The sequence below is a fragment of the Jhaorihella thermophila genome (genome assembly GCF_900108275.1).
In the GTDB taxonomy this organism is placed as follows: Bacteria; Pseudomonadota; Alphaproteobacteria; order Rhodobacterales; family Rhodobacteraceae; genus Jhaorihella; species Jhaorihella thermophila.
This window is the reverse complement of the sequence record NZ_FNVD01000020.1, coordinates 1-12436: the sequence shown is the minus strand read 5'-3', so window position 1 is coordinate 12436 and position 12436 is coordinate 1. Positions and strand designations below refer to the sequence as shown.

General features: G+C 63.9%; 10 protein-coding genes and 2 pseudogenes. 4 read left to right on the top strand and 8 right to left on the bottom strand.

What is annotated here, in order from left to right; translation table 11 throughout:
* The first annotated feature begins 4 nt into the window (after positions 1-4).
* Complete coding sequence (locus C4S70_RS15810) at positions 5-460, top strand: GNAT family N-acetyltransferase (RefSeq protein ID WP_146064237.1); 456 nt, start codon at positions 5-7, stop codon at positions 458-460.
* A gap of 219 nt (positions 461-679) precedes the next feature.
* Here the strand turns inward: C4S70_RS15810 and C4S70_RS15805 are convergent, their stop codons facing one another.
* The gene (locus C4S70_RS15805) at positions 680-1465 is read right to left on the bottom strand and encodes a metallophosphoesterase family protein (protein WP_104009076.1); all 786 of its coding nucleotides are present in this window, start codon (positions 1463-1465) and stop codon (positions 680-682) included.
* Between the two features lie 218 nt (positions 1466-1683).
* Here C4S70_RS15805 and C4S70_RS15800 point away from each other — a divergent pair, with 218 nt between their 5' ends.
* Complete coding sequence (locus tag C4S70_RS15800) at positions 1684-3867, top strand: GumC family protein (protein WP_235003857.1); 2184 nt, start codon at positions 1684-1686, stop codon at positions 3865-3867.
* A gap of 323 nt (positions 3868-4190) precedes the next feature.
* Here the strand turns inward: C4S70_RS15800 and C4S70_RS15795 are convergent, their stop codons facing one another.
* The 5 genes from C4S70_RS15795 to C4S70_RS15775 all read right to left on the bottom strand — a co-directional run bounded on the left by C4S70_RS15795 (position 4191) and on the right by C4S70_RS15775 (position 10361).
* Positions 4191-5552 (bottom strand): polysaccharide biosynthesis/export family protein, encoded by a 1362-nt coding sequence (locus C4S70_RS15795; protein WP_104009075.1) that lies wholly within the window; start codon positions 5550-5552, stop codon positions 4191-4193.
* Between the two features lie 193 nt (positions 5553-5745).
* Positions 5746-6267, bottom strand: coding sequence for a transcription termination/antitermination protein NusG (nusG, locus tag C4S70_RS15790; RefSeq protein WP_104009074.1), 522 nt, complete (start codon positions 6265-6267; stop codon positions 5746-5748).
* Entirely contained in the window at positions 6264-7304 is a 1041-nt protein-coding gene (locus C4S70_RS15785) for an MraY family glycosyltransferase (RefSeq protein ID WP_160114896.1), read from the bottom strand. The genes nusG and C4S70_RS15785 overlap by 4 nt, the downstream gene beginning before the upstream one ends.
* A 370-nt stretch (positions 7305-7674) precedes the next feature.
* Positions 7675-8313, bottom strand: coding sequence for a YjbF family lipoprotein (locus C4S70_RS15780; RefSeq protein ID WP_104009072.1), 639 nt, complete (start codon positions 8311-8313; stop codon positions 7675-7677).
* Positions 8310-10361, bottom strand: coding sequence for a YjbH domain-containing protein (locus tag C4S70_RS15775; protein ID WP_235003856.1), 2052 nt, complete (start codon positions 10359-10361; stop codon positions 8310-8312). The genes C4S70_RS15780 and C4S70_RS15775 overlap by 4 nt, the downstream gene beginning before the upstream one ends.
* A 415-nt stretch (positions 10362-10776) precedes the next feature.
* Here C4S70_RS15775 and C4S70_RS15770 point away from each other — a divergent pair, with 415 nt between their 5' ends.
* Positions 10777-11064: a hypothetical protein gene (locus C4S70_RS15770; protein ID WP_104009071.1), complete on the top strand. Its 288-nt coding sequence runs from the start codon at positions 10777-10779 to the stop codon at positions 11062-11064.
* Positions 11065-11252: 188 nt separating this feature from the next.
* Here C4S70_RS15770 and C4S70_RS19480 read toward each other — a convergent pair whose 3' ends face one another.
* Positions 11253-11354 (bottom strand): H-NS family nucleoid-associated regulatory protein, encoded by a 102-nt coding sequence (locus tag C4S70_RS19480; protein ID WP_380219004.1) that lies wholly within the window; start codon positions 11352-11354, stop codon positions 11253-11255.
* A gap of 22 nt (positions 11355-11376) precedes the next feature.
* Positions 11377-11523: pseudogene (locus C4S70_RS19210) on the bottom strand (IS481 family transposase); the annotation flags it as partial.
* Positions 11524-11578: 55 nt separating this feature from the next.
* Between C4S70_RS19210 and C4S70_RS19205 the strand changes: the two are divergent.
* A pseudogene (locus C4S70_RS19205) lies at positions 11579-12144 on the top strand (transposase); the annotation flags it as partial.
* Positions 12145-12436: the final 292 nt, after the last annotated feature.

The window sequence follows — 12436 nt, the reverse complement described above, 5'->3', positions numbered from 1 at the left end:
CGGCATGGGCTCGATCTACAAACGGCTCCTGCGCCATCCCTTGCGCCTCGCCGCGGCGCTTGCCCCGGCCCTGCTGAGCCCGGCCCGCGTCAAGGGCATCGTCGAGGTGCTTTTTGCCTCCGGTCACGGCGGCGCCGGCGGCAATGGCGATGGACCGCCCCTGCCTCGGCACGAACTGTTCAGCATCGTCGTTGCCTCCGATCAACGCCGTCGAGGCGTCGCGGAACGACTTTACCGTCGCCTCTGCGCGGGGTTTCGGGACAGGGGGGTTACGTCCTTCCGCATCCTCGTCGGAAAGCAACTCGACGCCGCCAACCGCTTCTACCACCGAATGGGTGCGCGGCCCGTCACCGAGGTTCAGCTGCACGAGGGCGCAGTTTCCACGATCTATGTGCAAGATCTGAACGACGAATCCAGGCCTCGCAGCGCGAGCATACGCTCCGCAGGAGAGGTGAACTGATGCGGTGAATGCCGCCGCCAGCGCCACATCTCGGGGGTTACAGCCGCCACTCCCAAACGGCTGGCGTTCTACACGGCTCTGGAAACCGTTCAGCGGTTCCGAGCGCACTGGAAGAGAGAGGCGAGGCACCCGCCCAAAACCGGCGACGCCAGATCCGGATCAAACCACCGCCCGAGCCTTCGGCCGCAGACGACCCTGGATCCCGCCCTGTCAGCCGGCCTAGGCCCGACTGTCGATGAACCGCACCGGGGCATGCGGCTGGACATAGGCCGCCGTCAGGATGCCCGAGTGATAGGCTCCGGTGTCGATGCCGATGCGGCCATCCACCACCTGCGGATGGGCATATGTGGTGTGGCCGTGGATGATCCAGTTGCCGTCTTCGCGGGGGGTCTCGCGAAACTCGGGATGGCCCCAGAGCAGGGTCTTTTCCGATTGCAGGTTCACGGGCAGGTCCGGATTGGCTCCGGCATGCGCAGCGAAGAGGTTGCCGTTCTGATGCCACAGCGGCAGCCCCTGAAGCCATTCGATCAGCGGCGGCGTCAGCTTTTCGGCCAGGGCTTTGGCCGCATTTTCCATCAGCGCGGACGAGGCGCTCTCGGTCACGCCGCCGATACCGAAGCTTGCCAGCGTCTGCAGCCCGCCATTGGTAAGCCAAAAGGCCCCCTTGCGCGCTGGGTCCACCAGAAAGTCCAGCATCATGCGTTCGTGATTGCCCATCAGCATGATGACCGATTGCGGCGCCTCGCGCGAGATGGCTTGGAGCAGGGTCAGTACCTCGCGGGATCTCTCGCCCCGGTCCACGTAATCGCCCAGGAACACGACTTCGACCGTCGATTCGCGCGCCGGATCCCTGTCGAGCACGTCCATGAGGCGGGCAAGCGAATCGTAATTGCCGTGGATGTCGCCGATGTAATAGGCCGGCCGGGCAACCGTCAGCGGGGAAAGGAAATGCCTCGGACGCCGTTCGTCACGGGAAGAAAAGACCTGTCCCAGCACTCCACGCATGGTTGATTCCCTGTTCCTTCGCTGCCCGAGTTGTGGACGGAATGCCGCCTGTGGGATATACCACGAACGGGCAGGGCACAAGAAAGGAAGAATATTCGCCGCCACGGCAGGTGGAGACTGGCAAAATGCCGCCAATTGGCCTAGTCAGGCGCCGGAATTGCTCCGAACAAGATTGAATCGAGGCTGCTTCGGCGGACGCAATAGAGAATAGAACCGGCATGAACGTGGAACGGACATTGGACGAAAAGGTCAGGAACAACCGCAAATTGATCGAACCGCGCGGCGCGCAGACGGCGCCGCTGATGTTGCAGCAGCCGGTCGAGGATGACGAGATCGACCTGTTGCAGGTGGTACGGACGCTCTGGCGCGGCAAGCTGTGGATCGCCTTCACCACGCTCGTTGCCATCCTGATCGCCGGTTACTACGTCTTCGTGGCCGCGGTGCCGGTCTACACGGCCGAATCCTATGTGGCGCTGGATTCCCGGCAGGGCCAGGTTGTCGATTTCGAAAACGTGATCTCTGGGCTCTCGGGTGACCAGGCGACGATCAATACCGAACTCGAGGTTCTGAAATCCCGCGGCCTGACCCGCAAGCTGGTCAATGAGTTGAACCTGGTGGAAGATCCCGAATTCAACTCCCGACTGCTCGAAGAACCCGGTTTCTCTCTTGGCACGCTGCAGGCCTGGGTGCGCGGGATGATCGCGGGCGAGCAGGAGGTTGCCCCGCCGCCCACGCCCGAGATCGTGCTGGAGGAGGTCGTCACCGCGGTGAAGGAGAAGATCAACGTCTCCAACATCCGCAACAGCTATGTCTTCAAGATCAGCGTCACCACGGAGGATCCCGAGAAGTCCGCGAAAATCGCCAACACGCTGGCCGATCTCTACATCGTCAACCAGCTGGACGTGAAGTTCGACGCGACGCGGAAAGCCACCGACTGGCTGGCCGAACGGGTGGCGTTGCTTGAGCGCGATCTGGCCGAAGCCGAAACCGCGGTCAAGGATTTCAACGCCCGCACCGAACTGGTCAGCCCCGAGGCGCTGGAGGCGCTGAACCGGCAGGCCAAGGACACGCGCGACCGGATTGCGATCCTGAAGTCGAACCTGGCCACGCAGGAGGCGCAACTTGCCAGGCTCGAACAGGCCTGGGAAAGCAAGGACCGCGCCGCAATGGCAGAGGTGGCGGCCGAGATCGGCGGCGACCGCGCGCCGACGCCGACGATGTCGGACCGGGTGTTCCAGACGCGCTATCTGCAGCTGATGAATTCGACCAAGGCGGCCGTCGCCCGCAGCCGGTCACAGATCGAAAGCCTGAGCGCGGCGGTCGCGCAGATCGAAGAGCAGATCAAGATGCAGTCGCAGGATCTGGTGCAGCTGGAACAGCTGACGCGCAAGGCCGAGGCGCTGCGCTCGGTCTACGAGTATTTCCTGAACCGGCTGCAGGAAACCTCGGCCCAGCAAGGCATCCAGCAGGCCGACAGCCGTGTGCTGTCCGAGGCCGTGATCCCCACCGTTCCCTCGGCGCCGAAAAAGGCCCGGATCTTCGCGCTGGCTGCGATTCTGGGCATGATGCTGGGCGCGGCCTTCGTGCTGCTGCGCGAATTCACCAACCGCACGGTGCGCACTGCGGACGATCTGGAAAACCTCACCCGGCTGCCGGTGCTGGGGCAGGTGCCGATGATACCCGGCGGCAAGCGGCGCGGACAGATCGAATACCTCGCGGCAAAACCCGAATCGGCCGGAGCGGAGGCAATCCGCAACCTGCGCACCTCGATCCTCTATTCCAACGTGGACCAGCCGCCGCAGGTCGTCATGCTGACCTCATCGATTCCGGGCGAAGGCAAGACCACGCTGTCGATCGCGCTGGCGCAGAGCTTTGCCGGCCTCAACAAGCGCGTGCTGCTGATCGAGGGCGACATGCGGCGTCAGGCGTTCAAGCGCTATTTCCAGGACCAGCATGACGGTGGCGGGCTGCTTTCCGTCCTGACCGGGCGCCAGAGTCTGACCGAGGCGGTGCAGAAATCCGGCCTCGTGGGCGCGGATCTCCTGCGCGCGGAAAAGACCTCGGTAAACGCGGCGGACGTCTTCGCGTCGGACCGCTTTTCCGAACTGATCGCCGAGGCCCGTGCCAGCTATGACATCGTCATCATCGACACCCCGCCGGTTCTGGTGGTGCCGGATGCGCGGACGATCGCCCAAGTGGCCGATGCGCTGGTGTTCTCGGTAAAATGGGACTCGACCGAACAGGACCAGATCGTGGATGCGATACGCATGTTCGAATCCGTCAACATTCGCCCGACCGGCCTTGTGCTGAACATGATCAACCGCAAGGGCATGAAGAAATACGGCTATGGCGGCAAGTATGGCGCCTATGCCCGCTACGGCGCGAAATACTACAAGAACTGATCGCCGCCGCCGCCCCGTATTTCAAAGCCCGGGCCAGCCACCGCTGGTCTGGGCTCTTGCATTGAAGAGAGGGCGGCCGCCGACCGCCGGCCTGCTCCGCGCAACCCCCAACCCGCCAGACCGGAAGGTCGGCCCTCCTGCTTCTTTCTGGTCCCCAATACCCCGGGGGAGTCCGCGCGACCCGCGCGGACGGGGGCAGCGGCCCCACTCCCGTCCCACAGGCGCCGCGCGCTCAAAGGGCGGCACCTCACGGCATATGAAAGAAAACACGCCGCGCTCCTGCGAACGCGGCGTGCCTTGTTCCCGGGCGACGGGTTGCCCGATCAGTTCACCGACGCCGCCACACTCGAGGTCACGATCGAGGGCGTCAGCTGGGTCAGCACGCGGTTCCACGACGTGACCGGCTGTTCGGCGACAAAGATGATGTCGCTGGGCCGCAGCTCCATGCGCGTTGCCAGCACAAGGTTGGCCACGTTCGAGGCATCCAGCTGCCAAGCCGTGATCGCGCCGAATTCCGCCGGATCGTTCGAGCCGCGCAGCAGGTAGATCTGCCTAGGATCACCTGTGCGCGACATCACCCCTTCGCCCTCGCTGTAGAGCGCGTCCGCCAGTGTCGCCCGATGCTCGAACGGCAGCGGGTAGCGCGACTGGCGGGCAACTTCGCCGGTGATATAGACGTAATCGCGGTCCACGGCATCCAGCTTCAACTGCGCTTCGAAATTGCTTCTCCGCTCTTCCAGTTCGCCGCGCCGAAGATCGATCTCGGCGTTCAGCTCGTCCAAGGCCAGTTGTCGCGACTTTTGCCGGAATTCGGACAGGCGGATCTGCTGCTCGAAATAGGCCTTGGCCTTGTCGAGTTCGAAATCCGTATCCACGAAAATGCTGTCGCCGTTCTTCAGCCGCAGGTTTTGCAGGTCGGGCCGACGATAAAGCTCCTTCACCGGGATCTGGTAGAGCTTGCCGTCCCGGAAGATCCGGATGGAAGCATAGTCCAGATCCTGCAGGGCCACGCCGCCGGCGGCGCTCAGCGCCTCGTTGAGCCGCAGCGGAGACAGCGTGATCGGCACCACGGTGGGTTTCTTGACCGCCCCGCCCACCGACACGCGCTGCGAGCGGAAATCCGACACTTCGAGGCTGAAGACCGGGTTCAGCCCGGCTTCGACCAGCTTGTTGAAGATCGCGTCCTCGGCTTCTTCCAGGGTCTTGCCGGCCACGCGCACCCGCCCGACATCGGGGATCGAGATCGTGCCGTCATCCTGCACGCGATAGCCTTCGCGGCTGGTTGCCTTGGCCAGAAGGCCGGTGAGTTCCTCGGCGGTCGAACCCATCTTCGGAACGGCCAGGCGCAGCTCGTCCTCGACGCCGATCCGGTAGGGCGCGTCCGGCACCGGATCCGGCACCCGCAACTCCAGGCGGCCGGGCCGCGCCTCGGGCAGAAGCGCCGGTTCGGGCAGGGCGCCCGCGCCCTTCATCCCGCCGGCCCCGCCCGCCGAGGCAAAGAACGCCGCCGGGAGTGCCTTGGGCGTATAGGGAGTCCGGTTTGCCATCGCGACCGTTTCCGGTGTCACGGGCACCACCCGGACCTTGACGCCGGAATCATCGACGCCTTCGGAAACGTGAGGGGCGTTGTAGATCACGCCGCAACCCGCCAGCACCAAGGCTGACGCCAAGACTTTCCATTTCATCTGCGAACCTGCCCGATTCTGCTTTTGTCCCTGTCCCGAGATCTCCGGCTGCCCGTTTCGTCGCCGGGCATGACGGATACTCGCTTGACGCGAAATTACACTCCAATAGACCCCGATCGGGTTGCCGGAACAACCTGCCCGGAAAGGATTTTTTCCCTGTCGTTGCCAATAGGTCGCAACCTGGTCCCTCCGTTCACGCAGCGGAGACGTCCCGCGCCGAGACCGCGATCCGCGTCTGCCGCCCCATCAGGTCCAGCAGCATCCAGACCCGCCGGTCCTTGTCGATGGTTTCGACCTTGGCCACGAAATCGGCAAAGGGACCGCGGCTGATCCGCACCATGTCGCCCGGCGCGATCTCCGAGATCGGCTCGAGAACCCCGTCGCCATTGCAGCGCGCCATCAGCCCCTCGACCAGCGCGGACGCTACGATTGCCGGGCCGCCGGAGCCGAACTGGACCAGCCGCGCCACGCCCAGCGTGCTGTTGATCTTGCGCCATGGGCTGGCGGCCCGGCCCACCTCGACAAAGATGTAACCGGGGAAAAGCGGCTCCAGCCGGTCACGGAACCGCCCCCCCACGCGGCGCGTGACCGAATGGCGGGGCACGAACACCTCGAACCCCTGCCGCCCGAGGTTGCGCAGGGCGGTATTCAGTCCGTTGGGCTTGAGTTGCACTAGGCTCCAGGCCGGATCGGTCGCAGAGGTCATGTCGCTCATGCAGCCTTTTCCACGGGTTTCTCGGCGGTTTTCCTCTCCTTGGACTTCAGGGCCTCAACGGTGCCCGGTTTGCGATACCGCCGCGCCAGCCGGCGCAGGCGCGCGTGCCCCAGCACGAAGGCCGCGCCGCAGCCGATCAGACCCAGCACCGCCGCCCGGCTGTCGTTCCAGAAGACCACACCCAAGGCCACGGTGCCACCGATCAAGGGCATCAGCGCCAGCGTCGCCAGCGGATTGGCCAGTTCGCGCCGGTTGCGGCCCAGGATGGTCAGCTGCAGCACCCGCATCACCAGCTGATGGAAATGCATCCGGTCCGGCGTGTCGATGCTTTCACCGGACCCGACCCTGCGGGCGATGGCAAAGAGCGTATCGGCCAGCGGCCAGAAAAAGATCAGCATGATCGCCCAGGCGGAGACCTGCGTGCTGTTTGCGATCAGCGCGACGCCGATCCAGGACAGGACATGGCCGATCGTATAGGCCCCGGCATCGCCCAGAAAGATCTTGCCCGCCGGAAAATTCCAAACGAGGAATCCGGCCAGCCCTCCGATCATCATCAGCAAGAGCGGCACCAGCCCGTCCTGCCCCGACTGCATCGCCACGGCGATCAGCCCGGCGGAAATCAGGACCGAGGTGCCCGCGCACAGCCCGTTCAGCCCGTCGATCAGGTTGAAGGCATGGGCATAACTGGCGGTGGTGAAGACGGTGATCGCCACCCCGACCGGCGCAAAGGCCAGCATTGCCGTCAGCCAGAACGGGGCGGCCCGGTCGATCCACAGCCCCAGCAACCAGAAGGCGAGCAGCGCCGACAGAATAGCGGCGCCGTAACGGACCTTCGGGCTCGCGTTACGGGACACGTCCTCCTTGAGACCCACAAGAAAGATCGGCAGCGCCGAAACCAGAATCAGACCCGACGGATCGCTGAACCCTCCCCTCTCGAACAGGGCCAGAAAGGCCAGCGCCGCGGCGGCCAGCGACAGGCCGCCGACCCTGGGGGTGGGTCTGACATGTGACGCCTGACGCGCCCTGGTGTCCGCCAAGGCGGCTTTCTGGAAGGCGAGTTTCGGGGCGATGGCGATCAACCCAAGGCAGGTGGCCAATGACGCGACGAAGGCAGCAACCGAGACAGCAAGCATTTGATTCAGAAACGTTTTGCGGCAAGAGACATCCGCGCCGAAAACTGACGAGAAACAGGATCAGACAGGTGGAGTCTTAACGGTCTGGAAACCTGTTGTCACCCGCAAAGTCTCGGTAAGACGCTAAAATTCTCGGCAGCCGCAAACAATTTGTTCGTTTTTTGGAAACAATCTCAATGGATTGGCAGATCGGGCACCTGCGAATCGTGTCCCGACACCCACAGGACAGCGAATCCTTCCCCCGTCATCACCAAGGGCTGACGAATCTCCCCGATCAGGACCGCGAATCGCCCGCCCTCAGCGAGATATCCCCCAGGTAGTCTCCGGTCCACTGCCGCGACAGCACGATTCGGCCGTCTCCGTCGTCCACCCAGTAGAGGTTCACGAACTGCTGGTCGGTGCTGTTGCAGCTCTCGGCCATCAGGCGGGTGGAGACCTGGCGGCTGCCCAGCTCCACCGTCCGCGCCCCGCGGTCTTCGACCCGACATTCATAAGTTCGGGTCACCGTCTCGTCGGTGCCGGTCAGGAAGGTATGGAACCGTGTCGCCCGGCCCTCGCGCCCGGCCAGCACCAGCGCGGCGGACTGCGATACGTCCGACGCCAGAAGCCCCGCGCCCAGCCCCCGCGTGCCCCGCAGCAGGCCGCGATCGAGGATCACGGCGGCGCCATCCGCCGAAAGCCAGGTCTCCAGCCCGTCGCGGCGCGCCTCCAGCACCATGATCGCGGACCTGTCCGTCTTGGGAATGCCGATCACGATCCGCGGGGCGCCCGCATCGTAAAGCGCCTGCGCCCGCGGCACCACCTTGTCGCCGCCAAGGTTCAGGGCCTTGACGAAAACGTCATCCTCGTTCGCGGCGTTGGAACAGGCGGCAAGCGCGACAAGCGCAAGGAAACGGGTGGCACGACCGATCATCTGAAGAACCGCCCCCAACGGTTGGCAAGCTGCGTGCCGTTTGCATCCCGCGTGTAGTCATACAGACGGTTGGCCAGGTTCAACCGCGCCCCGCCGTCGCGCATCAGCGGCCGGATCGTCTGGCCGAAGGTTTCTCGCGTGGGTTCGCGGGTGAACCAGGACAGCGGGATTTCGAACCGGATTCCCTTGTCGAACGAGCCCTCGCCGAACTCTGCCGCGGACACGTTGGTGCGGGTGAAGAACGCGCCCACCTTGAAGCCATTGTTGAACTCGCGGTCCAGCGCAAAGGTGGCGCCCCAGTCGCCGGCAAGATAGCGCCCGGCGTCGACCTGCGCGCGGAACCCGGCGGGCAGGTCGTAATAGATCGAGGCATGGCCCGTCACCACGTCGTAGTCCCGGAACCCCAGCAGCATGTCATAGTCGCGCTGGCGGGCATAGGCGATCTCTCCACCAAGCGCCAGCTTGCTGCCCTGCGGATACCACAGCAACTCTCCCGCCACGCCGCCGAACATCTCTTCGAGGTAACCCGCGCTCACCTTGGCATAGAGATCCTTGCCGGGGCGCCAATAATAGTCCGTGGTCAACCGATTGATGCGGAAAGTCGATTCCCGCGCGTATTTCGCCCAGTCCGACCGCACATGCGGCAGCACCGAATTGGATACGCGCGTGACCTTGTCCATCGTGCCAAAGAGCGGCAGCCGCAGATCGGTCGAGATCGCCAGCCCCGGCCGGATCATGTAGTCGCCCCGGAATTGTGCCCCGACCTCGTAACGCAGCGGGTCGTCCGGATCGAAGAAGGAGAAGGTCAGATAAGGCCCGAAACGATAGGCGAAATGCGGCCAGGCATGGGGCAGGGGTTCGCCGCGCACGCCGACAACGGCATCCGCGATCCCCGCGCGGGCAAAACTGCGCCAGCTCCCGTCCACCTCGTGTTCCAGCTTGTAGAGGTCGGCGCGTCTCGTGGTGATCCGGCTGACGGGAACGCCCTGCTTGGTCAGAACCACCCGGAAGGTCTTGACCGAAGGATCCAGCGTGTTCGCCATTGCCCGCGCGGTCCGCCCCACGGCCTGCGCCGAGGCGTCGTATCGCCTGTTCTCGATCTCGACCGTGGCGGTGTCGCCATAGACATCGTAACCCACCATACGGATGCCTTCGCGGTCCAGTTCGGCCCTCAGCACGTCGCGGGCATTCTCGTGCCGCTGCGCGACTTCGGTCGCCTGGTTCCAGCTTGCCGCCGCCACCTGCGACACCGGCTTCAGGGCGGGTGCGGCCGGCCCGACGCCGCCCGGCGCCTGAGGGTGCTTGGGGTTCAGCGCATAGCTCAGCTGAAAGCCGAGGCTCTGACCATACATGTAATAGCCATTGGCGGTCAGTCCGTTCCGGAACCGGTAGCTGACGCCAAAGTTGAAGGGGATGTCGGGCGTGAACCCGTATTTGGCGCTTTCCTCGGAATAGGCGTCCGACGAATATTCGGCCATCACCGACCAGCGGTCGTTCACGTCATAGCGCAGACCCGCGAACAGCGCCGCATCGCCCCGGAACCAGGCATCCGTGGTCAGCTTGCCGCCCCGCGAACCACCGGTTGCGCCGCGTCCGGGCCGGGTCTTGAAGCCATTTCCGAAGATGGACAGAGGATTGGTGAACCCGCCCCGACTGCCCAGCCGTCCCCAGCCCATGCCTGCGGTCAGGTGCAGCCGATCGGCGACAGTCTTGGTTGCCACCACATATTCCGAAGAATAGATCCCGGTCCCCATGATGTCGCGCAAGCCGATCGCCATTGCCGGACGGCGCGCGGTCTCGGTCAGGAACTGGTAGTGGACGTCGAAGCTGCGGTCATAGGTTTTCTGGGACCCGTCCCCGCCGATGATCGAATACCGAAAGCTTCCCGACAACCTCGGCAGGATCTGGAACGTGGTCGTGTAACGTTGCGTATTCTCGAAGACCGATACCGTGCCCGCCAGCTGTCCGTCCGGCATGGTCTCGGCGGTCGGCATGTCGATCAGGCCGGGGGTGCCGTAAGTGGACAGGTTCTGCGCGCTCGGCGGCACCGACGATGCGACAAGGGCGCCGATTGCGCCCGCGCCATAAAAAATACGTCTTGAAAAGCCCGCCAAACCGGAGCCCTGCCTGTTCACTGCCTCAAAATGGGCCGCTGCTCGTCAAGTGCGACCGTTTCATTTTGACCGCATCTTTGCCAAACCGCCGCCACAAAATCAAACCGCAAGCGAATCCTGCCGGCGTTCCGGCCGCCTTGGCCCCGAAAATTGTCCGCCGCTGCGGCTTTGGGGTCACAGTTCGTGCAAAAGGTCGAGAGACCCGCGACGCTCGTCCGCCGGTGCGGGCGGCTTTGCTGTCCGCAGGCGGCCATGCGGCCGCCGATCCGATGACAGCGCAAAGATCGCTCTTTGTCTTTCGCAGGTCGGCGTGGTATCTGAATGACGGCAACACTTTAGGAGATTCCAGATGACGATCCGCAAAGCGCTCGCTTCAGCCTTGACTGCAACCGTTCTTGCCACCTCGGCCGGTGCGCAAATCGTCACCGTCGATGGCAAGGAATTCAACTGCGCCGATCCCGCCAACAAGGCACTCGAAGCCTGCCTGAAGCTGCTGGAGTCCGGCGGCACCGGCGGCGCGGCCTTCACCGGCGTCAACGGCGCTCTGTTGGCCGGTGGCGGCCTGATTCTGCTGGGCGCCGCGGCGGGCGGGTCCAGCTCGGGCACGACCACCACGACCACCACCGGCACGAACTGAGCCGGCTTCGGTTGTAACAAGATATCAAAGCTCGGTCCGGAAGGCATTCACCCTTCCGGGCTGTGGGTGTTTGCCGTTGTTCCTTTGAGCAAATAACAAATAATGCCGACACGCAACGGCAGACATAAACGCCACCTTCCCAGACGAGGCCAAACCAAGCAATCCCAACCAGTGCCGCAGTCTGGGCCCTACTCTTCCAAGACAGCTTTTTCCGGGGGCGTTCCGGCTGCTTCCAGTTCCTTGAGCCATCGTGGTTTTCGTCCTCGACCGGGCCATGTTGCTCCGGTCACCGGGTGACGATAGAGTGTTCTCTTAACCTTCTTGACTGACGAATGACATGACGGTTTCGATGGGCCGGCGGCCCTGGTTGCGGTAGCCCAGATGCAGGCGTTCGGTGTTGTAGTGAGCCAGCCAGGCATCAAGGTCGGCCTGCAGCGCTTCGACTGTTTCGTAGAAGGACTGGACTTGCTTCGCAAAAGTGGAGAGCGCCAACTGGACGGACAGGAGGTGTTCAATGTCCCATGGAAATGGACCGACGCCGGAGTTTCGGCGTGAAGCAGTCCGGCTGGCGCTGACCAGCGGCAGGACAAGAAGGGAGGTTGCGGACGATCCGGGGATCGGGCTTTCGACCTTGACCCGGTGGGTGAGCCGCTATCGAGGGGAAGCTGAACCGCAGGACGTCAAGGACAATCCAGAGGCGGAAGTGAAACGGCTTCGCAGGGAGAACGCGATCCTGAAGCAGGAGCGTGACATTCCCAAAAAGCCGCGGCCTTCTTCGCGAAGGAGGGAAATCGATGAGCTTCGCGTTCATCGATGCCGAGAAGGCCCGATTTCCAGTTTCCCGGATGTGTGCCGCTTTGGGCGTTAGTCAGAGCGGATACTTTGCCTGGAAGACGCGGCCAGCCAGCCGCCGCCAACGCGACGACATGGTCTTTCTTGCTCACATCCGGACGGCGTTCAAGCTGTCCATCGGCACTTATGGCAGCCCGCGCATGCGCCGCGATCTTGTCGATGACGGCCATCGGATCGGTCGGCGGCGCGTCGCGCGGTTGATGAGGGAAAACGGCCTGATCGCTCGCTCCAAGCGGCGTTTCAAGCGCACGACGGACAGCCAGCATGCCCGGCCTGTCGCGCCCAACCTGATCGACCGGGACTTCCAGGCCGAAAAACCGGACCGGAAATGGGGAGCCGACATCTCTTGCATATGGACGGCGGAGGGCTGGCTGTTGAGCTACTCCCCAATGTCTGGACAGTTTCCGGCTTGATTTAAGCTACTCTTTGCTCCTGCTGACCGGGTTGGGTTTCGTCTTTTCTCAGCCAGTAGATCACGGCTGGGGGTTTGCCGCCAAGGGCGGAATGGGGGCGCTTGCGG

Coding starts and splice junctions, on each gene's coding strand:
- C4S70_RS15810 (WP_146064237.1), top strand. CDS start 5: ATGGGCTCGATCTACAAACGGCTCCTGCGCCATCCCTTGCGCCTCGCC.
- C4S70_RS15805 (WP_104009076.1), bottom strand. CDS start 1,465: ATGCGTGGAGTGCTGGGACAGGTCTTTTCTTCCCGTGACGAACGGCGT.
- C4S70_RS15800 (WP_235003857.1), top strand. CDS start 1,684: ATGAACGTGGAACGGACATTGGACGAAAAGGTCAGGAACAACCGCAAA.
- C4S70_RS15795 (WP_104009075.1), bottom strand. CDS start 5,552: ATGAAATGGAAAGTCTTGGCGTCAGCCTTGGTGCTGGCGGGTTGCGGC.
- nusG (WP_104009074.1), bottom strand. CDS start 6,267: ATGAGCGACATGACCTCTGCGACCGATCCGGCCTGGAGCCTAGTGCAA.
- C4S70_RS15780 (WP_104009072.1), bottom strand. CDS start 8,313: ATGATCGGTCGTGCCACCCGTTTCCTTGCGCTTGTCGCGCTTGCCGCC.
- C4S70_RS15770 (WP_104009071.1), top strand. CDS start 10,777: ATGACGATCCGCAAAGCGCTCGCTTCAGCCTTGACTGCAACCGTTCTT.